Raw genomic sequence first — 26998 nt, forward strand, 5'->3', positions numbered from 1 at the left:
ATGATTATTTATAAGGATGAAGTATTTAAATTTTTTGAAATTTTTAACGAAGATAATGGCACTTTGTTTCGAAGCGATATAAATGGTGTTGATCCAGTGATGAGATCATTTCCAGAATTACTTGATGTAGGAATTATGGGGCATTGTGATAGTGGTGAATACTGCAGAAGGGCAGGAATTGATTGTTATCAAAAAGGCTTTACAGTAAATACTCCACATATGTCATATAAGAGCTTTCTGAAAATTGTGAAACAGGCATCTGGTAAAACTTTTCAAATTGCATTAGGCGGGGCTGGAGACCCCAATAAACATCCTCAATTTGAAGAGATATTAAAATCTTGTAGAGAATATCGAATCGTTCCCAATATGACAACGAGCGGTTTTCTTATGACGGATAATGAAGTTGAATTGATAAAAAAGTATTGTGGAGCAGTTGCAGTATCTTGGTATTCACGCCTGATAGATGGAAAAGAAAGTAATCAAGAAACAATAAATGCTGTAGAACGATTGATAAAGTACGGCTGTACTACGAATATTCATTATGTTGTATCGAAAGACACTATTGATGAAGCAATTATAAGGTTGAAGAATCATTTGTTTCCCAAAGGCGTCAATGCAGTTGTGTTTATTTTATATAAACCTGTGGGTAATGGTATAGTAGAAAAAGTATTGGAGAATACGGATGAGCGAATTGAAAAATTCCTTTCTATTGCAACGGAGATGAAATATTCTTATAGAATTGGATTTGATACATGTTTTACACCAGCAATCTTACGATGGGTAGAGAATATTCCGAAAGCTAGCATAGATGCTTGTGAGGCAGCAACTTTTTCCATGTATATTGATAGTCAGATGAATTGTTATCCTTGTTCGTTTGGTATATGGGATAAAAATACATCTGAGTCAATGAGTAGTAAAACGTTACGGGAAATTTGGTTAGGTGAAAAATTTGCCGTATTCAGAAATGGGAAGAAAGAAAAGTGTATTAATTGTGACCGAAAGGAATCTTGTCAAGGTGGTTGTAGAATTAAAGTGGATATAGACTTGTGTTAAGGAATGCAAAGCTCCATTGCTATTTTGTAGTCTAGCTAAAGACAGTGGAATTTGAATCTGGGTTTGCAGGGAAGTGGCCGTTTTATTTATCTACAAGTGATGGAGAACTAAAGGCGGGTATGACAGTTTGAATTGTGGTTTGAAAGGAAAATAGGGAGTGATTTTGGTAAAAACACTGTGTTTTTATAGTTGCTATTTTTAGGGATTGTGTTATGCTTAAGATTATGAATTATTAGTAAAAATTATTGGAGTAATAGTTACCAATATGATATCCTGACACATAAAAATATTTTTGAGAAGGTGAACTAAACTGGGCTTCGGTTGTTGCAAATTTTGCAACAACCGAAGCCCATGGAATAAGATATCATTTGGATTTTATAATCTTGATGCTATCATTTCTGCTGGTTTACAGAATGTTTGGAATTTCCTGTAAATACATATTCGGGAGGCAATTCATAGTAATGGAATATTTTGAACCAATTAATGAGACGTCTTATTTATCTGTCCCCAATGCGCCGGTATACCGTAAAATTATGCGGTGTTTTTACCGTGAATATGAGAAGATGCATTTTCAGATATACAAAGAAGATATTTTCCGGCTGCTGAAACAGGATGAGATGTTTGCTGGATATACAATGGAGCAGTTGGTGGCGGATCTGGAAGCCTTGGTCAAGTGGAAAAATCTTACTCCGATTCAGGATCCGGGAAGGGTTTACACCATAGCGGATTACAAGAATAAGCAGTATCGCTATACCATGTCAGAGTATGCGGTTGAGATTGAGCGTCTCACTGTGCGTCTGGAAACTATTTTTTTGGAATCCGGCAATTTATCTACGAATTTTTTTGTGCGGCTGGAAAAAAGCCTGCAAAAGGCGGAAGAAATCAAAGACAGCAGTTTGAAGGAGATCAACGAGTGGTGGGGGCTGCTCCAGGAGGATTTTAAGAGGCTGAACCAAAATTATCAGGATTATCTGCGGGATTTCTATTCCGGAAAAACGGAACAGCTTATGAAGTCGGTGGAGTTTGTTGTGCATAAGGACAAGTTTATCAAGTATTTGAATGAATTTGTGCAGGAATTGCAGCGCCATTCCAAGCGGATTGAGCAGATTTTGACGGATAATATGTTGATGATTGAAGAGCAGATCCTGATAAAGGTGATACAGAGTGAATTGGATATTCCCCATGCGGTTTTGCAGCTTCACGGGAATGCAGAGCCGAGCATACGGGAAAATGTAATGGGAAAATGGAACTCTTTGAAAAACTGGTTTTTGGATTCACAGGAAAATGAGTGTGAGTGTAAAAAAGTATTGAAAATTACGAATGATGTAATAAGAAGTATTATTCAGAATGCAGCACTAATCGTTCAACTCCAGAATGGCGGAATCAGCAGGAAGGATGACTACCGCAAATTTTTGGAGTTGTTTTTGAAATGTGAGGATTTGGAAGAGGCGCATAAACTATCGGCGCATGTTTTTGGAGTACAGAAAATCCAGCATTTTAAGACATTGGAACCTCGTGAGGGAGAGGGGATAAATGACAGTATTTATAAGGATGATCCTGCTGTATTCCTGCTGAAACCTCATACAAGAGCTTATCGGGAGAAAAAGGATCGGAGAGGATTTACGGATAAATCCCTGGAGAAATATATGCAGAGGGAGAAGTATCTGCAGAAGATAAAACGACAGAAAGAGATCGTTATGCATTACATCAAGGGCAACAAGATCACATTTTCGGAAATAGAAGAGGTTATTTCGGAGGAGACAAGAATTATATTTTTGCAGTGGATCACACAGGCCAATATGAATTCCCGGAAAACAGGAAGGACGGAATATGGGCAGGAATATCGTTTGACACGGACAAAGGGAAAATGTGTGTTAAAGTGCGAGGATGGAGATCTGGTTATGCCGGCGTTTGTATTGGAGTTTAAAACATTATGAATGAATTTAGAACACTATTAGAGAATTTCTGGATCTGTAAGGATACAGATAAGGAAACGTATTATAAAGTGAAAAGAGATCTTCCTAATTTTCAGAAATTTGTCAGGGAGCAGCTGGGTTGGAAACTGGTTCATACGGAAAATTTGTTAAAATTAGAGAAAAGACCGGCCCATGCGGAAGCATTTATGGGAATCGGGGAATTTATGGAGATCAGGGATTACTGTATTTTGTGTGCTGTGCTGATGTATCTGGAGGATAAGGAGGAACAGGAACAGTTCCTTTTGTCGGAGCTGATTGATTACGTTGAAGCGCAGTTGAAATCTTATGTATCTATCGATTGGACTTCTTTTACCCAGAGAAAATCCCTGGTTCGTGTTTTGCAATACATGGAGAAATTACAGATGATCCGGGTATACGAGGGGCGCAGCGAAGCCTTTGGCTCGGAGGCCTCGCAGGAAGTTTTGTATGAAAATACCGGATATTCAAAGTATTTCGCGACCAGCTTTCCAACGGGAGTTTCCATATTTGAATCCTGGGGGGATTTTGAAAAGACAGACTTCGAGGAATTTGAAGAAAACAGAGGGGCCCTGCGCGTGAACCGGGTGTACAGGCAGTTGGCGGTGTGTCCGTCTATGTACTGGGAAAGCAGTGAGGATCCAGATTCTCTTTATCTAAAAAACCAGCGCCAGTGGGTCTCAAAATATATCAATGACAATATGGGAGGAAATCTGGATCTGTACAAAAATATGGCTTGTATCTCACTGGACGGAGATGACTGTTATGGTTCTGTTCATCCAAGGGATGCCATGCTTCCGGAGATCGTTCTTCTGGTTTGCGGGAGGATACAGGAAGAGGTTTCGGAAGGAAATTTAGAAAAGCAGGAAAATGAATGTATCTACATGACAAGGGAACGTATTTCGGATATGATTTTGTCCTGCCGCGGAGAATGGAGCAGCGGATGGAGCAAAGAATATCGGGAAATGGATGAGGATCTTCTTGTGGAACGAGTGTTAGAATATATGAAAACCTGGCTGATGATTCGAAGCGATGGAACGCAAATTACCGTATTTCCGTCTGTGGGAAGAACAGCAGGAGTGTATCCGGAAGATTTTAAGGGAGGTACCGGGGAGTGAAAGATCGCTTTAAGATGAACCGTATAGGGTTTGTGAATTTCTGGTTATATGATGAAGAAGATTTTGAATTTGAGGATGGAAAACTCCTCCTGCGAGGACAAAATGCTTCTGGTAAATCCATTACGCCCCAGAGTTTTATTCCCTTTATATTAGACGGCGATCGTACGCCGAGCCGACTGGATCCCTTTGGGTCCAGCGACCGAAGAATGGAATATTATTTCCTTGGGGAGGAAGGGAAAGAGGAATACACGGGATATTTATTTTTAGAATTCAAAAAGGAACAATCGGAAGAATACCGCACCATTGCTATTGGGCAGAGGGCCAAAAAGGGAAAGCCAATGGACTTTTGGGGATTTGTCATTTTGGACGGACGAAGGATTGGCTATGATCTGAAGTTGTACAAGGAAATTGGTTCGAGTAAAATCCCTTATGACAGGCGGGAAATGAAAACTGAGCTTGGCGAAGAGAATTTTTTTACAACAAGCCAGAGTGAATATAAAAAAGCGGTCAATCAGTATATTTTTGGATTCCGAAAAGCGGAGCAGTATGAGCAGTTTATCAAATTGCTGGTGAAGGTCCGCGCTCCCAAACTTTCCAAGGAATTTAAACCTACCAAGGTTTATGAGATTTTGAATGATTCTCTGCAGACACTGACGGACGAAGACCTGCGCGCCATGGTGGACGCCATGGAAAAAATGGATGAGATTCAGGAGAGTCTGGAGCTCTTGAAACGGGCCTTCGATGATGTGAAAATCATACGGAACGAATATACCCGGTATAATCAATATATGCTTGCTAAGAAGGCACAGGCCTATATGGCGATGAAGCAGAAGGTGGAGACGGAACAGTGCCAGCTTACCATACAGGAGCAGAAGCGGCAGGAGACAGAGGAGGCCAGAAACAGCAAGAGTCAGCTGTTGGCTGATTTAGAAGAGCAAAAAAAGCTGAAAGAAATCGAGCGGGTCGGGCTTCTGGATGCGGATTTGGAAGGAATCGACCGCAAGCTGGAGCAGGCCAGGAGGGAGAAAGAAGAAGCAGCCAAAAAGGTTACTGATTGGGAGAAGAAGACGCGGGATTATCAAGAGATGATTTATCAGGGCGAGCAGAGAGCGAAGGAGATTGAGGCTCACCTGGATCAAATACAGCAGGAGATAGGGGAGGCCAAGTCGGAACTGGGGGAGCAGCAGGAGATTCTTCAGTGGGAACAGCACGAAGCGGCCCTTCAGATGATAGACAGAGGGGAGTACGAGAAAAGCGGTGAAATTGTAAAGGGCCTTGATTCGCTGAGAAAACAGCTGGCTGAATGTAAAAGAGAGATATGTGAGTATGAGGAGTTGTCCAGACAGTATGATGAACTGGCAGCGCAGCTGGAGAGGCTTGGTAACGAAAAAGCAGAGAATGAACAAAGACTGAAGACCGCGCGGGAGGAGGTGGTCCGCTGTGAAGACCAGTGGATCGAGGATATCTATGATGCAATGCGAAAATCTTCTCAATGGAGACCCGACAGCGGGATGCTTCCAAAACTGGAGGAGAAAATTCGGGAGTATCAGTCGGCGGCGGATGCAGAAACGGTACAGGCCCTTTTGCGCACCGATTATGAGCGCCAGCGCCAGGGACTGATGGACCTAAAAAATAGTCTGGAATATCAGAAGAACAGCAGGACGAAAGAGCTGGATCAGGAAAAGGAAAAACTTACAGCTCTGGAAAACTCAGGAGAGTTGGAGCCGGAGCGGGACGAGAATATCGAAACTTCAAGAAAGGCCCTGGAGGAGGCGGGTATCAAAGCAGTGCCCTTTTATAAAACGGTGGAATTTTCTGAGCATCTGGATGAGAGGGACTGCGCGAGGTTGGAGGCGCAGCTTCAGAAAATGGGGATTTTAGACGCGCTTGTAGTATCCACGGATGAGTTTGATAATATCAGAAAACCGTGTCCCGGCTTTTTGGACACGGTTTTGTATGTAAAAGAGGATGGAGGTTCGGGCTTTTCCAAACTGACTGTCAGTGAAGAGCTGGAGCCTGCTCTGAAAGAGACCGTTTGGAGGATTCTCGGCAACATTTATGAAGATAAGGACGGAAGGCAGGGAATCCATCTTGGCACAGACGAAAGACGGGGAATTTACCTTGGCAAAGACGGAAGTTTCAAGCAGGGAATTCTGGCTGGTAAAGCGGGCAAAGCCGGCAGTGCTGAGTTTGTGGGAGTTCTGGCAAGAAAAAGACGGAAAGAACAGAGAATCCGCGAGCTGGAGGACCGGATTTCTGAGATTACAGAGATAATTGAAAGTCTGGAACAAGAGATAACGACGGTGAAAGGACATTTGGAAAAGCTGCAGGAAGAATATCAGAAACTTCCTGGCTTTTCAGAGATCAACGCTGCCCTGGATCAGGAAAAGGAATGTGAATACAAGCTGCAGAAGACTTGTGAGGAATACGGAAAGAAAGAGGCGGGGGAGCTGCAGCTGAGATTGAAAAAGAGCCAGCAATACCAGACAGTGCTTCAAAAGTGCAAGCCATTTCCCTATGGCAGAACAGAAGACGCCTATGTGGAAGCCAATGACGCGCTGGAAGAATATAGCCGCGTCTGGCAGGAAATCAGGCATGCATTGCTGCAGCTTAAGACGGCGAAGGAGAATCTCAGGGCAGAGAAGGATCGGATCGTTCAAAATGAACAGTCGATGGATGATGCTTTTGCAGAGAAGCGCAGCTGGAGTACGAAAGAAAAAGAGAGCGAGATTCAAATCCGGCAGTTTGAGGAATATCTTAGCCGTCCGGAAATTGCAAAAAAAGCCGAGCGCTTAAAGCAGCTGAAGAATGAACTGGATGAGATTGGGGCTGAGCGTGATGCTCTAAAGAAAGATCTGATTATTCTGGAGGAAAGGCTTCGGGGGATTCTGGAGGAAGAGCCAAAGCAAAAGGAAAGTCTGCGGCAGAAAATCGTAGTGGAAACCTGCCTGAGAAATTATTTTGAAGAGGAGCTTGCGCTGAACCTGGTATTTGCCAGGGAAAGTCAGGGAATTTTCGAATGTGCAAAGAGAGCGGTGTCAGTGTTGCGGGAAGGCGACAAGAACAGAGAGCCAACGGATTTGCTGCAGGCACTGCATCAGGTATATCAGCGCCATAACGGGAGCCTGGTAGGCTACGGCACCTCTCTGGAGGAATGTTTTGACACGCCGGTGGAGGCGGCTCTGGAAACTGAGGCGGCCGGCGCGATACGTAAGCGGGTGAGGATTGTTTCCTCATGGAATGGCAAACGGGTATATCTGGAGGAATTTTACGGAATCTTAAAACAGGGAATTGATGAGACGGAACTGTTGATCCAGAAAAAGGACAGGGAGCTGTTTGAGGATATTCTGTCTCAAACCATCAGCCGGCAGCTTACGGATCGGATTGCAGAAAGCAGGAAATGGGTTTCGGATATGTCGCAGCTTATGAGGGAAATGGATACCTCCATGGGCCTGATCTTTTCGCTGGACTGGAAACCATGCAAAGCAGAAAATGATATGGAATTAGACACCGCGGAGCTTGAGCAGATTCTGCTCAGGGATCATACACTTTTGACCATAGAGGATATCGAGAAGGTCGCGGCGCATTTCAGAAGCAGAATCCGCATGGAGAAACTGAAACTAGAAGAAAAAGGCGACATGATCAACTACATGGATCTTGTCAGGGACGCGCTGGATTATCGCAAGTGGTTTGAATTTCACATGTATTTCAGGCGTGGGGAAGGAGAGCGGAAATTGTTGACGAACGCGGCGTTTAACCGCTTCAGCGGTGGAGAAAAGGCCATGGCGATGTACGTTCCTCTTTTTGCGGCAGTCAACGCGCAGTATAAAAAAGCGGAGCAGGAAGACCATCCGCGAATCATTGCTTTGGATGAGGCGTTTGCAGGAGTGGATGACAAAAATATCAGCAGTATGTTTGAGCTTGTACATAAGCTGGATTTTGATTATATTATGAATTCCCAGGCTTTATGGGGATGTTTTGAGACTGTCAAAGGACTTCGGATTGCAGAACTTTTAAGACCCCAGGATTCACAGATTGTTTCGGTGATCCTTTATACATGGAATGGACGTGAGAAGATATTAGATGTGCAATAATAAGAAATGTGCGGATTACTTTAAAAGCCAGCAGGCATATCACAGATGTTTTGAAGAATTAAGAAAAAAGTGGAGATCTTACGGGAAAACCGCGGGAAGAATTACGCTTAAGCAGACTTCGGAGGAAGAGCGGCGGGCAGTGGGCGGCATAATCGGCAAAGCATTTTACGAGGAAACCATTCAGTTTTCTTTCCAGGAGTTTGAACAGGGACTGCAAAAAACGCGTTTTGCGCCGGTGAATATGAAAGCGGTACTGGAGGAATATTTCGGGGAGACGCTTATTACCACACAGGGGCGGAAGAAAGAGGCGCAGGAGAGAAGAAAAAGGTTTCTGGACAGAATTTGCGGTTATTTTGAAGAGAATTTTGGCAGGGAAGCTGTGGCGCTCATATGGCTGCGTGAAATGATTTCTGAGAAAAAATACGGGTATCAGCTGCTGATGAGGGAGTATGTAAAGGATGAAAAGCAGGCGGAACTACTAGCGCGTAATGTAGGGAACGCGGTGATGAAACTAAACGAGCTGACGACCATGGAAAATGAATACCCATTAGCTGTTCTGGCTGCCGAGATCACGGATAATCCTCATTACTTCGACCGCGGCACAACAGCCGGCCTGCTTTTTGTACACGCGATTTGCAGCCGAGAAAAAATGAAATTGCCCGAAAATGCACATCAGTGGCGGAAGCTGCTGTTGCAGGTTTCCATAGTTCCTGACAACATAGCTTCCATGGTTCATGGTTATGGGCTTCGACTGCTTACGGGGCAGGGGTGGCATGAGGCCTATGAGGCCTTTTGCGACCGAAAGGAACCCTATGTGATTACCATGGAGAATATGAATGGGGTCATCGGAGCGCGGGCGGTGGGCGGGAAGGTGTATATCGTGGAGAATGAGATGGTTTTCAGCTATTTGATTCATAATCTGAAAAATTCGGATGATACCCTTCTATGTACTTCCGGTCAGCCCCGTTCAGTGGCCCAGGTGCTGCTCCCTTTTATTTTGGCCAGTGGAGCAAAAGCATACTATAATGGAGATATCGATCCGGATGGGATCTGTATTGCCGACAGACTTTGGAAGAAATTTGGGGACGGCATTCATATATGGAGAATGTCCCCGACAGATTATGAAAAAAGCCTCTCGAAAGAAAAAATAGGGGATATTGGAGTAGCAAAGCTCGCTAATATCAGTCATCCCATATTGAAGCAAACGGCGGAGTGTATGAAAGAAAGGCGGCTGGCCGGGTATCAGGAGAATATGCTGAAAGTGTTGCTGGAGGATATGAAAAAATGAGGTGGGGATACAGTTAAAAATTAGGTAAGACATCTTAAAATCTTTTGGTTCGGCCAAGATTGGATTTTGCTTTGGGGGAATTATAATTATTTCTCAATATATACGGATAGTATCCCTTTGTTGCAGCAGAAAGGCAATATAAAATAGATATGACAGGTGGATGACAATGGATAAAAAAGAAATCATCTTATTTACAGATTGCTCACTATATTTGGGTGTTGAAATTCGTATAGTATAAATAGAGGAATTTGTTTAAAGGGAATAGCGAGGTAAGAAATTGGATAATCGAAATCATATGGGAAAGAATAAAGATGGAGTAATACTCCCAGTTGCTCCAAATCTTTCCGAGATGAGTGATGCTTATTTGAGAATTATAGAAGAAGTAAAATCGGAAATTCAAAAACAGCGGATTTCGGTTGTATTAAATGCTAATTCCAGTATGATTTGCTTGTACTGGAACATTGGCAAAAGTATTCTAAAAAAGCAGGGAGAAGAAGGCTGGGGCGCAAAAATTATTGACCGTATGGCAAAGGATTTAAAGGATGCCTTCCCGGAAATGTCAGGATTCTCTCCAAGAAACATAAAATATATGAGGAAGTTTGCTGAGAGTTGGCCTGACTTTGAAATTATGCAACGGGTCGTTGCACAAATACCATGGCGAACTAATATTTCTTTAATGGACAAACTGAAAGATGAAGAAAGTCGTATATGGTATGCTTATAAAGTAATTGAAAATAGCTGGAGTAAAACAATCTTAGACTTGCAAATAGAAAGCAGACTGATGGAGCGTACTGGTAGGAGTGTGAATAACTTTCCATCTGCACTTCCGCCAGCGGATTCCGATATGGTTAATCAGGTGTTCAAAGACCCGTATTTGTTTGATTTTCTGGGAACGGATATGCCTCGGCGGGAGATAGAGATTGAACGGCAACTTACTGAACATATTCAGAGCTTTCTGTTGGAACTGGGGCAAGGGTTTGCGTTTGTAGGTCGATAGGTACATTTAGAAGTAGGCGGTGATGATTTTTATCTCGATCTACTGTTTTACCATCTGAAACTGCGGTGCTTTGTTGTAGTTGAGCTAAAAGCCTGTGACTTTGAACCAGGATTTATTAGCTAACTAAATATGTACCAGAATGCGGTTAACGATATTCTGAAACACCCGGACGATAAGCCAACGATTGGTTTGCTGTTGGTAAAGGGTAAAAACGAAACTGTAGTAGAGTATTCTCTTGCAGGTTACCAGAACCCCATTGGCGTGGCAGAGTGGAAAAATCAGCTTGCTAAGACATTACCGGAAGAATTGCGTAGCAGCCTTCCGTCCATTGAAGATATTGAAAAAGCGCTGAAGTAATTGTACAACGGCTTGTTGCCTAATCTAATTCCGCATTATGTTGAACAGAGCTAGTAAGAATAAAAGTAAGCGCGACATGAAAATGTGCCTCTCAAACGGAAAGTATTGTCCTGTTGCAGAAAAAAGTAATGCAAAATAATTAGAATAGGGGCTAGAATGGATAAAAAAGAAATAGTTTTATTTACTGATGGTAATGTTGCATTAGAGATACTCATTACAATGGAACAGGGCACCGTATGGTTAAACCGAAATCAGAGGCCGAATTATTCGAGCGAGATGTAAAAACGATTGGAAAACGTATTAATAATGCTTTGAAAGAGGAATTGCTGGCTCAGACCGCAACTGTCGCAAATTTTGCGATAGTTCTATAAAGAAGGGGAAAGATCGGAATGAGGCAGGTTGCTCACTATAATAAGGTAAAAATAAATGTACAGTTAAGGCTATTAAGGAAATACATATAATAAAGAACCAGTACATTAAAAAAGTAAAGGCATAGCAAAGGCGAGGAGGTGAACTGCATGAACAGTCAAGGTGATATTAATAGGAAATCAAATATTATTATCTACACAACAGAAGATGGTTTGGCAAAGATAGATACAACTTTTGATGGAGATACAGTCTGGCTGTCAATCGATCAGATGGCAGAGTTGTTTCAAAGAGATAGGAGCGTAATAGGCAAGCATGTGAGAAATGTTTTTAAAGAAGGAGAATTGACTAAAGAATCAGTATGGGCAAAATTTGCCTACACTGCTGCTGACGGAAAAGTTTATAACGTAGATTATTATAATCTTGACGTGATTATTTCGGTCGGTTATCGTGTGAAGTCAAAGCGCGGCACACAATTTAGAATATGGGCAACAGGCATTTTAAAAGAATATATGAGAAAAGGTTTTGCGCTGGACGATGAGCGGCTGAAGAATTTGGGTGGTGGAGGCTACTTTAAAGAATTGCTTGAACGTATTAGAGATATACGTGCTTCTGAGAAGGTATTTTACAGGCAAGTCTTAGAAATTTATGCTACAAGTATTGATTATGATCCAAAAGCTGAAATATCCATTCAGTTCTTTAAAAAGGTTCAGAATAAGATACACTATGCGATTCATGGACAAACTGCAGCAGAAGTTATATATACCAGAGCGGATGCTGAAAAAGAGTTTATGGGACTTATGACATTTGCGGGAAATCAGCCAACACTAAAGGAGGCTGTCATTGCCAAAAACTATCTGAATGAAAAAGAACTTCGGGCGATGGGACAACTTGTTTCAGGGTATCTTGATTTTGCGGAACGTCAGGCAGAGCGGGAACAGATGATGACTATGAGCGATTGGGCAGCGCATTTGGATCGTATACTTACAATGAGTGGCGAACAGTTACTTCAAGGAAACGGAAGTGTTACTCATAAACAAGCAGTTGATAAAGCAACGAGTGAATACAGAAAATATAAAACCAGAACCCTCAGTGCTGTAGAGAAGGATTATTTGGATTCGATAAAAATATTGGAACATAAAACGGAAAAGAGTTGAAACGGTGATATTATTCACGAGTTAATAAATAAGACAAGCGAAATTCCGCCAGGGGTGAGGCACGTCTTTCAGACATCATTATCATCCACTCACCACATACGGAAAGTATTGTCCTGTTGCAAAAGAGTGTTAAATGATGATTAGGTGAGGTTGGATAGTTGCCATGTGGTGAGGCGTGAAGGCTTTTGGCTTTCGCGCCTTTTCCTTATTGATGAGACAAGGTTGGAGTGTTGTGAAAAAGATATATTATATGCCTGTGAAAAAAGAGAATATGGAACCGCTGCGTGTGGCGGCATATTGCCGCGTCAGCACTAAGAAAGAGACGCAGTTAGCTAGTTTGGCTCATCAAATTGTGGCATATACAGAACAGATATCAGATCATCCGGATTGGGTATTTTCAGGAGTATTCTGGGATTGTGGAAGAAGTGGATTAAGGAAAATGGGCCGTAACGGATTGAAACATATGTTAGAAAGTGCAACAGAGGGGAAATTCGATTACATAATTACTAAATCAGCAAAACGAGTATCCAGGAATACGGTAGAACTATTGCAGATTATGAGATATTTGAAAGAAAGGATTATTTAGCAGTTACAAACATTTTATGGGATATCGATGTGTGGAAGGGGAATTGGCAATCGTTCCGGAGCAGGCCAAAATAGTGCGATTGATCTTTGAGTTATATTTGAAGGGATACACGTTTTCGCAGATAAAAAAACACTTGGAGGAAAGTGGTATAAAAACGGTAACAGGCAAAAAGGTATGGAGTGCAAATGTAATCCAGCAGATATTGAAGAATGAAAAGTATAAGGGAGACATGATGCTTCAGAAAACATTTACCGAGGATTATCTGAATGGTATACGTAAGAAAAACGTAGGACAGCGTACCAGATATTATGTGAAAGGAAGTCATCCGGCCATTATTTCACCGGAGATATTTGATAAAGTGCAGGAGGAAATGATTAATAGAGCCAGACTGCTTAGAACGGATGGCGGCAATCAGATTAGCAGTGGTAACCGATATAGCAGCAAATATTTGCTTAGTAATTTATTAGTATGTGGGGATTGCGGGGGAGGATTCAGGCGTAGAACGGAGCGCGGGAAGCTTGTATGGAGATGCGGGACAAGGATGGAAAAAGGAAAGGCGGAGTGTAAAAATTCACCTACCTTGAACGATCAATATGTAAGAGATACGTTGGGAAAGGTTGTGTGTAATGGGGAATATGATGAAAATGTCGTAAAAGATAGAGTAAAGAGGATAGATGTTTATGAGAAGTAACTGATAATTTGTTATGCTGAAAAAGAGGAATATCAGATATGTGAATTAATAATAGACAGATGAGATTGTTTGATTGAAGAGGTACGGGTTAAGGGAATGAGAAAATTTTTCAGATGGTAATGGCGGGGGGAGTATGTTAAAATTAAGTGAAATGGGTATTGGAAAAGTACTTTGCTCTGGATGATGAACGTTAAAAACTATGCAGTGGAAATTATTTTGATGGGTTGTTGGAATGTATTCGGAATATAAGGTATTCAAGAAAAGGTGATAAGTTTATATAATCAGTATTGATTATAATTCAAAAGTGGAAGAACTCTTTTTTGTATATATTCCAGTTTTTTCGTGGGAATTAAATGAATTTTTGTGGGAGGTAAAGAATGGCTATTCAAAAGATTGAACTTGGTTCAGAGGGTATAAAGCGTGTATTGGTCTAAATGATTACACGGCAACAGAACCAAAAGAGGTGGAGAGTAATATTGAGTTGGGCCGTAACCATCCGTTATCTTCAAGTTTTATTGGTTCTTTAAAATTAAATGAATCGTCTAAAATGAATTTTGCTATTTTGAGGTATGCATGAATATCAACAGGGGGGCGGTAGCAGCTACACCTGGAGAAAAATGTGCCTTTTTGAAATTATTTTTATACACTTACCACATTGTGAGGTCTGCGTGGGATTGTGTCGGAAATAAGGTTAGGCTAATTTACTAAGTGATTAATGATTCAAGACAAGAGAGGAATTTTACAATGGAGAAAAAGGAGATTGTTCTATTTACAGATGGCAATATTGCATTGGAAGTTCCGATCACACCAGAACATGATACTGTGTGGCTGACACAGGAACAGATGTCAGAGTTATTTGATACAGCACGTTCTTCGATTGCCTATCATATTAGCAATATTTTTAAAGAAGGCGAATTGGACAAGAGTACTTCTGTCGAAATTTTCGACAGAAGTAAGAACTCAGCATCTAGGCCGCCTATGTATTATAATTTGGATGTTATTATTTCAGTGGGATATAGGGTGAAATCAAAGCGAGGCATTGCATTTCGCAGGTGGGCAAACAAGGTGCTCAAGGATTACATAGTAAAAGGCTATGCTGTCAACAATAACCGCATAAATCAGCTAAAAGAGGTGGTGCGGATTATGAAACGGACAGAGAACCAATTAGATGCGAAACAGATATTATCTGTTATTGAGAAATACAGTGTAGCGTTGGATCTGCTAGACGCATACGATCATCAGAACATGGACAGGCCGGAAGGTGGAGAGGCCATTCATGTACTTTCTTATGAAGAATGCCGGAGCGTGATTGACAGCATGAGATTTGGAGATTCCAGTGATATTTTTGGAAATGAAAAGGATGATTCCTTTAAGGGAAGTATAGGAGCAATTTATCAAACCTTTGCAGGACAGGACGTTTATCCATCCTTAGAAGAAAAGGCAGCAAATTTGTTATATTTTATTACAAAGAATCATTCTTTTTCAGACGGGAATAAAAGAATTGCTGCGGCTATTTTCTTGTATTTTATGGATAGGAATCAGGCGCTGTTTCGGGATGGCGAAAAGGTGATTGCTGATCATACGCTGGTGGCCTTGACAATTATGATTGCAGAATCAAGGCCAGAAGAAAAAGAGATGATGATTAGTGTGATTATGAATTGTATAAAGTGATTAAAAAATAGTAGGTTCCGCCCAGGCCCAATTCTGCCCTGCGGACATCATTATTATCTACTCACCACATGTGGAGACGGTAATAATGATGCGGAATTGTGGTTTGAAAGTCTAACTATTAAAAGTCAAGTCTAAAATGAAAGTTTTTTGAATGAATTGAAGAAATGCAGCCCGCCCTTGGGCGAGCTTATTAATAACGCTTGTTGGGGGCTATTACTGAGTAATGTTTTCAGGACAGCCCCTTTCCGATACGTGCGGCCGGAACATCTCCTCAATCCGCTATCTGTATTTTCTCCATGCCCCTGGATTTCCCCAGTCGCCCATGGTATGATAAAGCATGTATTGATTTACGCCACAAACCGGTACATCAACACGTAGTGGCACAGGCTTCCGCCCATGACGAACAGGTGGAAGATCTCGTGGGAGCCGAAATACTTATGCTTGGAGTTGAAGAACGGGAGCTTTAGGGCATAGATGACTCCGCCCACGGTGTAGATGATGCCACCCGCCAGAAGCCAGGCGAAGCCGGCCGGAGACAGGGAGCTGACGATCTTGGTGAACGCCAGGATGCATACCCAGCCCATAGCGATGTAAATCAGGGAAGAGAACCACTTGGGGCAGGTGATCCAGCAGGCGTTGATGATGATGCCCACAATGGCAATGCCCCAGACCAGACCAAGCAGGATCCAGCCGGTCTTGTCGCCCAGCACGATCATGCATACCGGAGTGTAGGTGCCGGCGATGAGGATGAAGATCATCATGTGGTCCAGTTTGCGCAGAAGCTGGTTGACTTTGGGTGAGATATCCAGGCTGTGATAAATGGTGCTGGCGGCGTAAAGGCCGATCATACTCAGGATAAAGATCATGAGCGAGATAAAATGCACGTGGTCCGGTTCGCGGGCCGCTTTCAGCAGCAGGGGAGCGGTGGCGCAGATGGCTAACACCATGGCGATGAAATGGGTGATTGCGCTGCCCGGGTCCTTGATCCGGCTTACGCCCTGTTTGATGTGTGTCTTCATAAAAATCAACCTCCCTGTCTTAATGTCGATTCTCTGTCACCAGAGAGAAAATATCAATAACTTTGATATGTAGTAATGGAAACTATGTTGTCTTATATTTTATACTATACACCAGCCGGGAAAATTATGCAAGACTTTTGAAAAAATACTTTTACAATCAAAGTATTTTTCATATCAGTTCAGACGACGGGAAGATTGGTGCCGCAAGGCACGCCAAGTGTGCATGTAAACACTCTCCGGAACCAATTTTCGCGTCGGATGGACATCCGAGGCAGCCTGACCGGTGTTTTCGGTCAGAAAGACAGACCGTCGGAGTGGTTACGAGTATTTGTACCGAAAACGAAGGAGGAACGATGATTACCGTATTATATGAAGATTCTGATGTGATTGTTGTGGAAAAGCCGGCGGGAATGGAATCTCAGTCCGCCCGGGGCTTTGAGCCGGATATGGTGAGCCGGATTCGCACACATATCCACAAGTTATCACCAACCCCTTCCCCAAAATCCACAAACCATCCACCATATGTGGGAGTTATCCACAGATTGGACAAGCCGGTCCGCGGCGTGATGGTTTATGCCAAAAACCAAAAATCCGCCGCAAACTTAAGCGCTCAGATTCAAGAGGGAAAAATGCGGAAAATTTATGCCGCCGTGGTTTGTGGAAAACCTGTGGATAACCAGGGGGCCTATGTGGATTATTTGTTGAAAAATCAGGGAAATAGCGGTTCTGAAATTGTGGATAACTCTGTGGACGGTGCGAAGCGGGCGGAGCTTACTTACCGGGTTTTGAGCACGGTAAAAGCGGGGAGATGGATGGCGGAAAATCCGGAAATGGAGCTGTCTCTGCTGGATATAGAGTTAATGACCGGCCGCTACCACCAGATACGGGTCCAGATGGCCGGACATGGAACGCCGCTGTTTGGGGATAACCGGTATGGAAATTCGCTGGTCAGTGGAAAACGTGCAGGAGCCGGGGAATGTGGATTTGGCGAGGACCAGGGGAAAGCCCCTGAAAATGGGGCTGGCGGGAACCGTATGGATCCCGGGACTACCGGGAGCTGCATGAAGTACAGAGCCGGCGGGCCGGGAGTGGTTCGCGGGCCCAGGCAGCCGCTGGCCCTGTGCGCCAGGAAGCTGACCTTTTTCCATCCGTCCACCGGCCGGGAGATAACCTGTGAGATAAAGCCCTCAGGCGGGGCCTTCGGGCTTTTTGATCAGAATTTATTTGGATAAAAGCGGTTATGAAAGGCGCAGGGCCCATTCGCGGCAATCCCACACCGTGGTGGCCAGGCCGCTGTAAAACTCCGGCTCATGACAGATGAGCAGGATGCTCCCCTTGTATTCCTTCAAAGCGCGCTTTAATTCCTCCTTGGCCACCACGTCCAGATGGTTGGTGGGCTCATCCAGGAGAAGCACGTTGGTTTCCTGGTTGATCAGCTTGCACAGGCGCACCTTGGCCTGTTCGCCGCCGCTGAGCACCCGCACCTGGCTCTCGATGTGATCCGTGGTCAGACCGCATTTTGCCAGAGCGGAGCGCACCTGGTACTGGGTGTAGGCGGGAAATTCCTTCCAGATTTCCTCGATGCAGGTGGTGGTGTTGCCGGGGGCCATTTCCTGTTCAAAGTAGCCGATGGACAGGTAATCGCCCAGCTCCACGCTGCCGCTTAAGGAGGGGATCAGACCCAGAATGCTCTTTAACAGGGTGGTCTTGCCGATGCCGTTGGCGCCGGAGAGGACCACCTTTTCCCCGCGCTGCATGGTGAGGTTTAAAGGCCGGGACAATGGCTCGTCGTAGCCGATCACCAGATCCTTTGTCTCAAAGATCAGCTTTCCGGGGGTCCGGGAGGTGAGAAAATGGAACTCCGGCTTGGGTTTCTCCCTGGCCAGCTCGATCACTTCCATCTTATCCAACTTCTTCTGGCGGGACATGGCCATGTTGCGGGTGGACACCCGGGCCTTGTTGCGGGCCACGAAATCCTCCAGTTCGGCGATCTCCTGCTGCTGGCGCTTGTAGGCGGCCTCCAGCTGGGATTTTTTCACCGCGTACACCTCCTGGAACTTATCGTAATCCCCCACATAGCGGTCCAGGCGCTGGTTTTCCATGTGATAGATCAGGTTGATCACACTGTTGAGGAAGGGAATGTCGTGGGAGATCAGGATGAAGGCGTTCTCATATTCCTGAAGGTAGCGCCTCAGCCATTCGATGTGCTGCACGTCCAGATAGTTAGTGGGCTCGTCCAGCAGCAGAATGTCCGGCTTCTCCAACAGCAGCTTGCCCAGCAGTACCTTGGTGCGCTGCCCGCCGCTCAAATCCGTCACGTCCTTTTCCAGGCCGATCTCATTCAGACCCAGGGCCCGGGCCACTTCCTCCACCTTGGCGTCGATCACGTAGAAGTCGTGGGCCATCAGCAGGTCTTGTATGGTGCCCAGCTCCTCCATCATGGCGTTCATCTCGTCCTCATCCGCCTCACCCATGCGGTCGCAGATCTGGTTCATCTGCTCCTCCATCTCAAACAGGAAGGCGAAGGCGCTCTTTAATACGTCCCGGATGGTCATACCCTTCTCCAGCACCGAATGCTGGTCCAAATAGCCCACGCGCACCCGCTTGGACCACTCCACCTTGCCCTCGTCGGGCTGCAGCTTCCCGGTAATAATGTTCATAAACGTGGATTTGCCCTCCCCGTTTGCCCCCACAAGGCCGATGTGCTCGCCCTTTAAGAGCCGGAAGGACACATCCTGGAAAATGGCCCGGTCCCCGAAGCCGTGGCTTAGATGTTCGACATTTAATATACTCATGATGAAAACTCCTTTATTGTTGTCAAAACGGTAATTTCCGCTTGATTTAGAACGGTTGAATGAATACAGCAGTATTATTCTACATGAGGGAGTATGTTCTGACAAGCGGAAATCTTATTTTTTGTGGAAATGTGGGGAGGGAATAGAAATATTGCGATCGGGTCTCGAAATTAATATTTCTCGATTTTCAGTGTGCAATAAAAAATTTAAATTTTTATTTTCATAGTCAAAGCTAAAAAACCTATGAATCTCTGCTCTTATGCAAAATATAGGTCTGACATAAAATAAACCTACTTTTTGTACGCTTTATCATACAAATACGCACGTGTGTTCGGAAAATAAATGGCTAATCGTTTCTTCCAGCGGTAATAAGTATCGCTGGAAATTTTTAATTTGCGGATGATATCGTTATAGGAAAGGTCTGTGTTATAGATTAGATGGCTAAAATGGATGAACTTGTTGAAATCTGTGGGGATGCCTGCTCCTTCCTTGAAAGTCACATTACAGTTCTTGCATCGGTAGCGGATTTTTGAGGTAGCAAGCGGTATAAGGGTACTTGCTGGTGTGCAGGTTGGGCAGACTCGCGGTTTGGTTGAGTTGGGAAAAGTTCCGAAACATTTTGGACAATATAGCGGAGGCGCTGCCTTTTCATGTACGATTGTGCTATCAGAAAGGCATTTTGGACAGGCGGGTAGCGGAAGCGGCGGCTTTAAGGCGGGTTCTTTGCCAAGGTATCTGATACAGAGATTTAGGGCACTGTTCAGACTCTGTGCGATTGGAAGAAGGGCTTTGCTGTTTGACGGAGACGGGGCAGCCGCAATGCGTTTTAATACGTTCTCCAGGTGGACGACGTCAGATGATTTCATATAGATACCATTTGCTCCTTTCGTTTTGATAATCACAGTTTATCGTGAAAAAACTCAAAAAGTCAACGGCTAGTTTGGAATATGTAGTAAAATGTGTTATTATGTCAATTAGTGACGAACATATTTTTTGTAATAATATAACAAGAGGAATCGTATGAAGGAAAAACCTACTATAAAATCTTTGGGAAATATTTCTGAATTAAGATACATAAATGCAGATAATGTCACGCGCTATCGGGCGATTATGCGTTATCTTTATTTGCAGTATGAACGTTTGAGCTATTGGCTCAGCCCTGAGCAGATCTATTCAGGGGTTATGGAATGGAATGTTCTGAGAAACTATACGCTGGAGCAGTGCCAACTGGACTTGGATCAGCTTGTTTCGTGGAAAAATTTGACCTATCGGCATGACGGATCCAGGGCCAGAACGGTTGAGGAATACCTGAGAAAAAAATATCAGTATCTGATTACGCCTTATTCCATTGAGCTTGAGCGTTTTCTTGAACACCTCGAAGGGGTAAAGGGCTATGGGGGCTCACTGGAGCCGACGCTGTTTGACAAGATTGCGGATAGCATAACGGAGATTTATGAGCATGCAGGAGATTATGAACCCAAAGCTGCTCTGGAAGCTTGGAATTCCTTATATGACTCATTTCAGAAATTAAACCAGACATCAATGGACTATATCGCCAGCCTGCATACCGGAGCAGCCGAAGATTTGATGATGACAGCCTCATTTTTAATCTATAAAGATTCGATTACACTGTACCTTCAAGACTTTGTCCAGGCGCTGCAGCGCAGATCCTATCGTATAGAAGGAAATTTGAAGTTAATCAATCAGGATATGCAGACTCGATTTTTGGGGTGCGTATTGGAAGGCGAATGGTTGATTCCGAAGGTGGAGGAGCTCGTCACAAGAGAGGAATATCTGCAAAATTTGGAGCGCAGATGGGGACAATTATGCCGCTGGTTTTGCGGAGATGACCAGACGCAAAGTGAGATGTTCCTTTTGGAGCAGGCATCGAAAGAAGCGATTAAGAAAATCGTACGGAGTACACTGCGGATACAGGAAAAGCAGCGATCCATTGTCAGCAGGCGCCGGGATCTGGATTATCTGGGGAAATGGTTCTACCGTCTGGATGATGTAAATGAGGCCCATAAATTGGCGGCATATGCATTTGGAATATTTCCGACCCGACATTTACAGGGGGAGGACAATCGCGGTTCCGACAACCAGGATATTTCTATGTGGGACGAGATTGCTATTGAGCGCGTAATCCGAAGCAGAAGCCGAAAACGCGGCGGGAAGGGAAGTGGGGAGAGCGAGACTATTGCCGACCATCATTTAAAGAAGGAGGCATTAAGAAACGAACTTGTTGCGTATCAAAAGCAGGAACTGGAATTCCTAATTGAAATGACAAAAAAAGGAAATGTAAAAGTCTCAGAGCTCCAATGCCTATCAGCAGTTGCAAGGATACAGCTGCTGAGCTGGATTGGAAGGTGCATTTCATCGGAGGGACAGGAATTTTATACATCTGAAGGAGTCAAGGTTACGCTTTATATGCCGGAGGAGAAGCAGTATGCCACATTAGATTGTGAAGATGGTACATTAAGTTTGTTAGATTATTCGTTTGTATTCGAAATAGAGAATCAGGAAACTTGGCAGAACTTGCTGAATGGGATGGCTGGTGATTTAGATGGCTGATAGAATGGAACGACGCGGCTTTGAGGATCATAACGAAATAGAAGAACGGCGCAGGATCTGTATGAATGCGTTGTTGAATCGTCCCTGGATCGAGCGGGATCAGGACCCGCAGCTCTATCATTGGGCCAGGGAGCAATATCTGGAAATACGGGATTGGTTTGCCAATTATCCGGGGTATTCCGTTATTATGAACAGAAAGCTGATCAAACTGGAAAAGATCCCAGTTGAGGCGAAGTGCTGGATGGGCTTTGAAGGATTTAAGGAACCCATCGATTATGCGCTTTTTACCTACGGACTGTGGTACCTGGAAGATAAATCCGCCGGGGATCAATTTATTTTGACTGCTATGGTCAGGGAGATAAAGGAATTTATGAATGGGCAGGGCCTGGATGTGGACTGGAAAAATTATTTTCATCGGTTATCCATGGCGAGGGCTTTAAAGAAGCTGAAAAGTCTGAATGTACTGCGCAGCTTAGACGGGCAGGAGGCGGATTGGGCGGCGGATGCCCAGAATCATGATGTGCTGTATGAATGCGCCCCCTGCGCTAGTTATGTTTTGAGAACGTTTCGCAGAGAACTGTCATCCTATGGGTCCATGGAGGAATTGAGCGACCTGCCGGAGGAAGCGGATAAAAAGAAACGGCAAATACTATACCGCAGATATTTGCTTGAACCGTTCGTGGGTATGAATTTATGGGAACAGGATTTGTTTTATTTTCATGGACAAAAGAACAATATAATCGGACAACTCGATAAGATGTTTGGCTGGGGCGGGACCAAATATAGAGAAGGTCTCTTGTTTTTCTACCCGGAATTGGTGGGCGATATGGAGCTGTTTCCCACATTATCGGCCATATCGGATCTTGTTCTGCTGTTTTGTGGAAAGATCAGAACTCTGTATGAGTTAGGTGAAATAAAAACAGAATCAGTGTCGTCCGGTAATATCCGGCTGACCAGAGGCAGAATTGAACAGATTTTGCTTGATTTGCAGGGCGAATATGGAGTCCGCTGGACAAAGGAATACCGAGGAATGAAATCGTCACAGTTGGCTGAAGCGGTGTGTGAACATATGGAGCAGTGGGAGTTCGGCAGGTGGCAGGACGATATGTTCTTTGAACTGTATCCAGTTGGAGGAAGGTATCATACCCAATATGGAGAAGTGGAGATAGAGGAGTAGCATGATGAAACGATGGCGAATGAATCGCATGGGCATACTGAATTTCTGGCTTTATGACGAAGAGGTTTTTGAACTGGAACAGGGGAGATTGCTGTTTCGAGGGGCAAACGGATCGGGGAAATCTGTGACGATGCAAAGCTTCATCCCGCTGGTGTTGGATGGTGATAAGCGCCCGGAGCGCCTGGATTCCTTCGGGTCCAGAGATCGCCGCATGGAATATTATCTTTTAGGCGATAATGAGACCGGCCATATGGATCGAACTGGTTATCTCTGGATTGAGTTTTATCATGAGGAAAAACAGAGCTATAAAACCATTGGAATTGCCCTACGGGCCAGAAGAGGGGCAGCGCAGATGATTTTCTGGGGATTTCTGTTGGAAGATGGTAGACGAATCAATCGGGATTTCTATTTGTATGATTATCCGAATTGGCTGGAGACGAAGAAAAAGGTTCCGCTGACCAGAAAGGCATTGACGGAAGCCATAGGGGCCGGCGGAGTTGTGGTTCAGGAGCAGGCGGCGTACCGTGATCTCGTGAAAAAAAGTATATTTGGGTTTAAGGATCATAATGATTCATACAAAGATTTGCTGAAGCTTCTTTTGGAGATCAGGAGCCCAAAGCTTTCGAAAGAGTTCCGTCCATCCTCGATATACAGTATACTGACCAATTCGCTTCCAGCGCTTACGGACGACGAATTGGGGGATCTGTCGGATGTTCTGGAGGATATGGATCAGATTTCCGAGCGGCTGGAGGAATTGCAGATTCAGATTCAGGAACTTGAAGGTCTGGAGAAGCAATACAATCACTACAATAAGGTTTTGCTGTATCAAGCGTCTCTGGAACTGAAAGTACAGAATCGCACTTTTAATGACCGCAAGAAAGAGCTAGACGAATGCAGGCGAAATTTGGACAGTGCGATTGATTGTGGTATCGCATTAAAGACCCGAATCACGAAGGCAGAACTTGAAATCGAGAAAATACAGTCGGAATTAGACTATCTCCTGCAAAGTGAGGGATTGGAAAAGCCCAGGGAACTGGAACGTTTACATACGGATTATAAGAAATTGAAGGAACAGTATGCGGCGGTCAGCAAACGGATGGCTGACAATGAAAAACGGGTTCAGGCATGGCAAAAGGAAATAGCGGAAAAGAAAACGCTGAGAGACGAATTGTTCTGCAAGCAGAATAGCTTATTGGAGGAGCTGGAAAGCTATGCGAGAATCATGGAGTTTTATGAGCACGACATATACCACCGGCAATGGCAGCAGGGGGGAGATGACTATGTACGCTGTGCGGACCATTGGAATCAAGACTTGCTGGCACATCAGGGAAAATTAAAGGCCGCAGTCCAGGCTGCCGAAGGAGAACGGGAAGCCAGTTTGGATATGGCAAAGGAAAAGGAACGGTGGGGAGAGTGCTATAGAAAGAGAAGCCTTGCGGAAGAAGAATATTTGCTTGCGGAGGAAAAATTTGGCGCCGGAAAAACGCAGTTGAAGGAGCGCATCATTAGTTGGCGTCAGGATCTTTCACAACTGGAAGTGAGTAATGAGGCGGTGGGCCATATTTTAACGGCGCTATCGGAACTGAATCAGGATAACCGCAATTATGAGTCTGTAAAATCTACGGTGAACGACCTGTTTCTTGATCAACATCAACGGATGACAAACCAGGTACTTATTTTAGAACAGCGATTCAGAGAATTTGAAGAAAAGCGAGAGCTTTTGCAGGCGGAGTTGGATTCGTGGAGAATCCATAAAGAACCTGAGCCGGTGCGTTCACCCCTGAGAACTAAGTGCCGTGGGGAGAGAGCGGAGCGGATGGGCGCGCCTCTTTATACAGTTTGTGACTTTTCCGCCGATTTATCGGAAATGGAAAAGGCACAGATCGAGACTACCCTGGAGCAGGCGGGGTTATTAGATGCCTGGATTTTGCCGGGGGGAAGAATGGGTTATTTTGCTCATGAAAAAGATGAGGAGATCTGGATTGAACCCTGCGAAAACCCTGGAGCGGATACCTTACTTGACGTGTTGGAGCCGTGCCCCTCTGAGGCGAGTGGTTTGACAAAAGATGATATTGCGCTTGTGTTGTCCAGCTTCATCTGGAGTGGGGAAACGGATTGCTCACAGGGGGATATGAGGCTGGCGGCATTTAATCTCATTGGAAAAACGGGATTCCGGCTGGGGGCTCTGGCGGGGCAGAATTCTGCGAAAGAGCAGGCGGAATATATTGGTGTTGAGAACCGTCAAAAAGCAAAGAGGCGAATGATTGACCAGCTGGAGCAACAGGTGCTGGAGTTGGAAAATCAACAGAGTATGATCCGGGAGGACGTACGCCGGGAGCACGAAAAGCAGGCTATTTTGACAGCGGAGAAAGAGTGTTTCCCGGATGATAGGGAAATTCAATTATGTCTGGACGATCTGACAAGTAAGGCGCATCTTTTCCGGGCGGCGGTTAACCAGGAAAAAGAAGCGGAGCGCATTTTCCATAAGAAGGAGGCTGTCTGGAAGGAACGAAAAGTTGAACTGACCGAAATAACCTCTGCCTGGACAAGGCTTAAAACCCTGAGCGTACTCAGGGAGGCGCTGAATTGTGTCAGTGATTACAGGACCAGTCTGTCACAGCTGAAAACAGAGTTTGTGCATTTCAGAAGCCTGCAAAATGATTGTGACAACTATCAGGGGTACATCGACGAGACCAATGAACAAATCAGTGATGATCAATTCGAGCTGAGCGGAGTCCTGAAAGCACAAATGTTGATGGAAAGCCAGATAAGCCAGCTTGAAGAGCTGATTGAGGCCAAAGGACTCAGAGATATTTTCGATAAAATTGATCAGTGTAAGCAAACGAAAAAGGATTTGAGCAATGAGGTATCAAAACAACGTGATGAATTGGAACAGAATAACAAATTGCAAGGCAACCTGGAAGATCAGTTGCACACAAAACAAGAACGCTTAGAGGAAGCATCTGAGAATCTGAAGGTTTCTGCCTCAAATTGGCAGACAGAGATGAAGCTGGGCTTGGTGTCTGTTGAACATGCAGATACGTATAATCTGACGGAACATCGGGATATTGTGCGTCTGGCAGAGCAGCTTGTGAAGGCGTTTAAAGAGGCCTGTGGGAGCCTGATAAAGGAGACCGTGATAAGCGACCTGGTCGCAGAATTCAGCAAAGTAAATGTGAATCTGCGCGAGTATGCATTGGAGCGGGAATCTCTGGAGACTGGACGAATCATAATCCGTTCCAATCGGGATCGGATGAATCCCATGACACCCAGGGAGTTGTTAAAAGAACTGCGGGACAGGGAAGCGGAACAAAGACTTCTTCTAACAGAGCAGGACAAAAAACTGTATTCAGAGATTATTATCGGCAGCGTAGGAAAGTCGATTCAGTTAAAAATACATCAGGCGTTTGATTGGATCGATAAGATGGATCGGCTGATGAAACAGAGAAACACTTCCAGCGGCCTGAGATTGTCCCTGAAATGGGTTCCGCTGCCACCGCAGAGCGAGTCGGAATTGGACACGGACACCCTTGTCAAGCTGCTCCTGAGCGATACGGAACGGCTGGATGAAAGCGAAATCAACCGAATGATTGAACATTTTAGAAAGCGGATTCTATTGGCAAAGGAGTCGGCAAAAGAGGACCGGGGCTCTCTGCGTAAGTATATCAATGAAATGCTGGACTACCGGACCTGGTTCACGTTCCGATTGGATTTTCGCAAGGGAGACCAGTCGAATTACCGCGAACTGACCAACAGCAGATTTAATGTGCTGAGTGGCGGGGAGAAGGCAATGGCGATGTATATACCACTGTTTGCGGCTGCAAATTCTCGGTACAGTAAGGCTGAGGCCGATGCCCCCAAGATTCTGGCGCTGGATGAAGCATTTGCTGGAGTGGATGACTCTAATATGCGCGATATGTTTGAACTTTTGACCGATATGGATTTTGACTACATTATGACATCACAGGTTCTGTGGGGATGTTATGATACGGTTCCTAGTCTGGCCATTTATGAAATCCACCGGCCGAAAGATATTGATGTCATAACCCTACTTCACTATCGGTGGAATGGTAGGCAAAAATTATATGTGGAGAATTAGTAGCAGA

The 26998-nt window shown here is 44.5% G+C and carries 15 protein-coding genes and 1 pseudogene; 14 read left to right on the forward strand and 2 right to left on the reverse strand.

Annotated elements, in window-relative coordinates; all coding sequences use genetic code 11:
• The 10 genes and pseudogenes from ACK2JC_RS16320 to ACK2JC_RS16365 all read left to right on the forward strand — a co-directional run bounded on the left by ACK2JC_RS16320 (nucleotide 1) and on the right by ACK2JC_RS16365 (nucleotide 15330).
• Nucleotides 1-1053 carry a radical SAM/SPASM domain-containing protein gene (locus ACK2JC_RS16320; RefSeq protein ID WP_368271054.1) on the forward strand — a complete coding sequence of 351 codons (1053 nt, stop codon included), beginning with the start codon at nucleotides 1-3 and terminating at the stop codon, nucleotides 1051-1053.
• A gap of 461 nt (nucleotides 1054-1514) precedes the next feature.
• On the forward strand, nucleotides 1515-2990 hold the full coding sequence (locus ACK2JC_RS16325) for a TIGR02677 family protein (RefSeq protein ID WP_368271043.1): 1476 nt from the start codon (nucleotides 1515-1517) through the stop codon (nucleotides 2988-2990).
• A complete protein-coding gene (locus tag ACK2JC_RS16330; protein WP_368271042.1) occupies nucleotides 2987-4123 on the forward strand; it encodes a TIGR02678 family protein in 1137 nt (378 codons plus the stop codon). The genes ACK2JC_RS16325 and ACK2JC_RS16330 overlap by 4 nt, the downstream gene beginning before the upstream one ends.
• Nucleotides 4124-4137: 14 nt before the next feature.
• Nucleotides 4138-8217: a TIGR02680 family protein gene (locus ACK2JC_RS16335; RefSeq protein WP_411338520.1), complete on the forward strand. Its 4080-nt coding sequence runs from the start codon at nucleotides 4138-4140 to the stop codon at nucleotides 8215-8217.
• On the forward strand, nucleotides 8207-9505 hold the full coding sequence (locus ACK2JC_RS16340) for a TIGR02679 domain-containing protein (protein WP_368271041.1): 1299 nt from the start codon (nucleotides 8207-8209) through the stop codon (nucleotides 9503-9505). The genes ACK2JC_RS16335 and ACK2JC_RS16340 overlap by 11 nt, the downstream gene beginning before the upstream one ends.
• Nucleotides 9506-9854: 349 nt before the next feature.
• Nucleotides 9855-10859: pseudogene (locus ACK2JC_RS16345) on the forward strand (PDDEXK nuclease domain-containing protein).
• Nucleotides 10860-11377: 518 nt separating this feature from the next.
• The gene (gene rhuM / locus ACK2JC_RS16350; RefSeq protein ID WP_320937198.1) at nucleotides 11378-12382 is read left to right on the forward strand and encodes a virulence RhuM family protein; all 1005 of its coding nucleotides are present in this window, start codon (nucleotides 11378-11380) and stop codon (nucleotides 12380-12382) included.
• Between the two features lie 232 nt (nucleotides 12383-12614).
• Nucleotides 12615-12968 (forward strand): recombinase family protein, encoded by a 354-nt coding sequence (locus tag ACK2JC_RS16355; RefSeq protein WP_331681248.1) that lies wholly within the window; start codon nucleotides 12615-12617, stop codon nucleotides 12966-12968.
• 31 nt (nucleotides 12969-12999) lie between these two features.
• Entirely contained in the window at nucleotides 13000-13659 is a 660-nt protein-coding gene (locus ACK2JC_RS16360) for a recombinase family protein (protein WP_368271040.1), read from the forward strand.
• 744 nt (nucleotides 13660-14403) lie between these two features.
• On the forward strand, nucleotides 14404-15330 hold the full coding sequence (locus ACK2JC_RS16365) for a virulence protein RhuM/Fic/DOC family protein (protein ID WP_320937197.1): 927 nt from the start codon (nucleotides 14404-14406) through the stop codon (nucleotides 15328-15330).
• Between the two features lie 347 nt (nucleotides 15331-15677).
• On the opposite strand, the gene trhA is transcribed toward ACK2JC_RS16365, so the two are convergent.
• The gene (gene trhA, locus ACK2JC_RS16370) at nucleotides 15678-16349 is read right to left on the reverse strand and encodes a PAQR family membrane homeostasis protein TrhA (RefSeq protein WP_092364696.1); all 672 of its coding nucleotides are present in this window, start codon (nucleotides 16347-16349) and stop codon (nucleotides 15678-15680) included.
• Nucleotides 16350-16702: 353 nt separating this feature from the next.
• On the opposite strand from trhA, the gene ACK2JC_RS16375 reads away from it, so the two are divergent.
• Nucleotides 16703-17581, forward strand: a complete 879-nt coding sequence (locus ACK2JC_RS16375; protein ID WP_320937196.1) for an RluA family pseudouridine synthase — start codon at nucleotides 16703-16705, stop codon at nucleotides 17579-17581.
• Nucleotides 17582-17587: 6 nt separating this feature from the next.
• Here the strand turns inward: ACK2JC_RS16375 and ACK2JC_RS16380 are convergent, their stop codons facing one another.
• Nucleotides 17588-19144 carry an ABC-F family ATP-binding cassette domain-containing protein gene (locus ACK2JC_RS16380; RefSeq protein WP_320937195.1) on the reverse strand — a complete coding sequence of 519 codons (1557 nt, stop codon included), beginning with the start codon at nucleotides 19142-19144 and terminating at the stop codon, nucleotides 17588-17590.
• A 1020-nt stretch (nucleotides 19145-20164) separates the two neighbouring features.
• Here ACK2JC_RS16380 and ACK2JC_RS16385 point away from each other — a divergent pair.
• The 3 genes from ACK2JC_RS16385 to ACK2JC_RS16395 all read left to right on the forward strand — a co-directional run bounded on the left by ACK2JC_RS16385 (nucleotide 20165) and on the right by ACK2JC_RS16395 (nucleotide 26991).
• A complete protein-coding gene (locus ACK2JC_RS16385) occupies nucleotides 20165-21715 on the forward strand; it encodes a TIGR02677 family protein (protein WP_320937194.1) in 1551 nt (516 codons plus the stop codon).
• Between the two features lie 61 nt (nucleotides 21716-21776).
• Nucleotides 21777-22892 carry a TIGR02678 family protein gene (locus ACK2JC_RS16390; RefSeq protein ID WP_368274709.1) on the forward strand — a complete coding sequence of 372 codons (1116 nt, stop codon included), beginning with the start codon at nucleotides 21777-21779 and terminating at the stop codon, nucleotides 22890-22892.
• Between the two features lies 1 nt (nucleotide 22893).
• Nucleotides 22894-26991 carry a TIGR02680 family protein gene (locus ACK2JC_RS16395; RefSeq protein WP_320937192.1) on the forward strand — a complete coding sequence of 1366 codons (4098 nt, stop codon included), beginning with the start codon at nucleotides 22894-22896 and terminating at the stop codon, nucleotides 26989-26991.
• Nucleotides 26992-26998 lie beyond the last annotated feature (7 nt).

The organism is Enterocloster lavalensis, assembly GCF_046603895.1.
Classification (GTDB): Bacteria; Bacillota; Clostridia; order Lachnospirales; family Lachnospiraceae; genus Enterocloster; species Enterocloster lavalensis.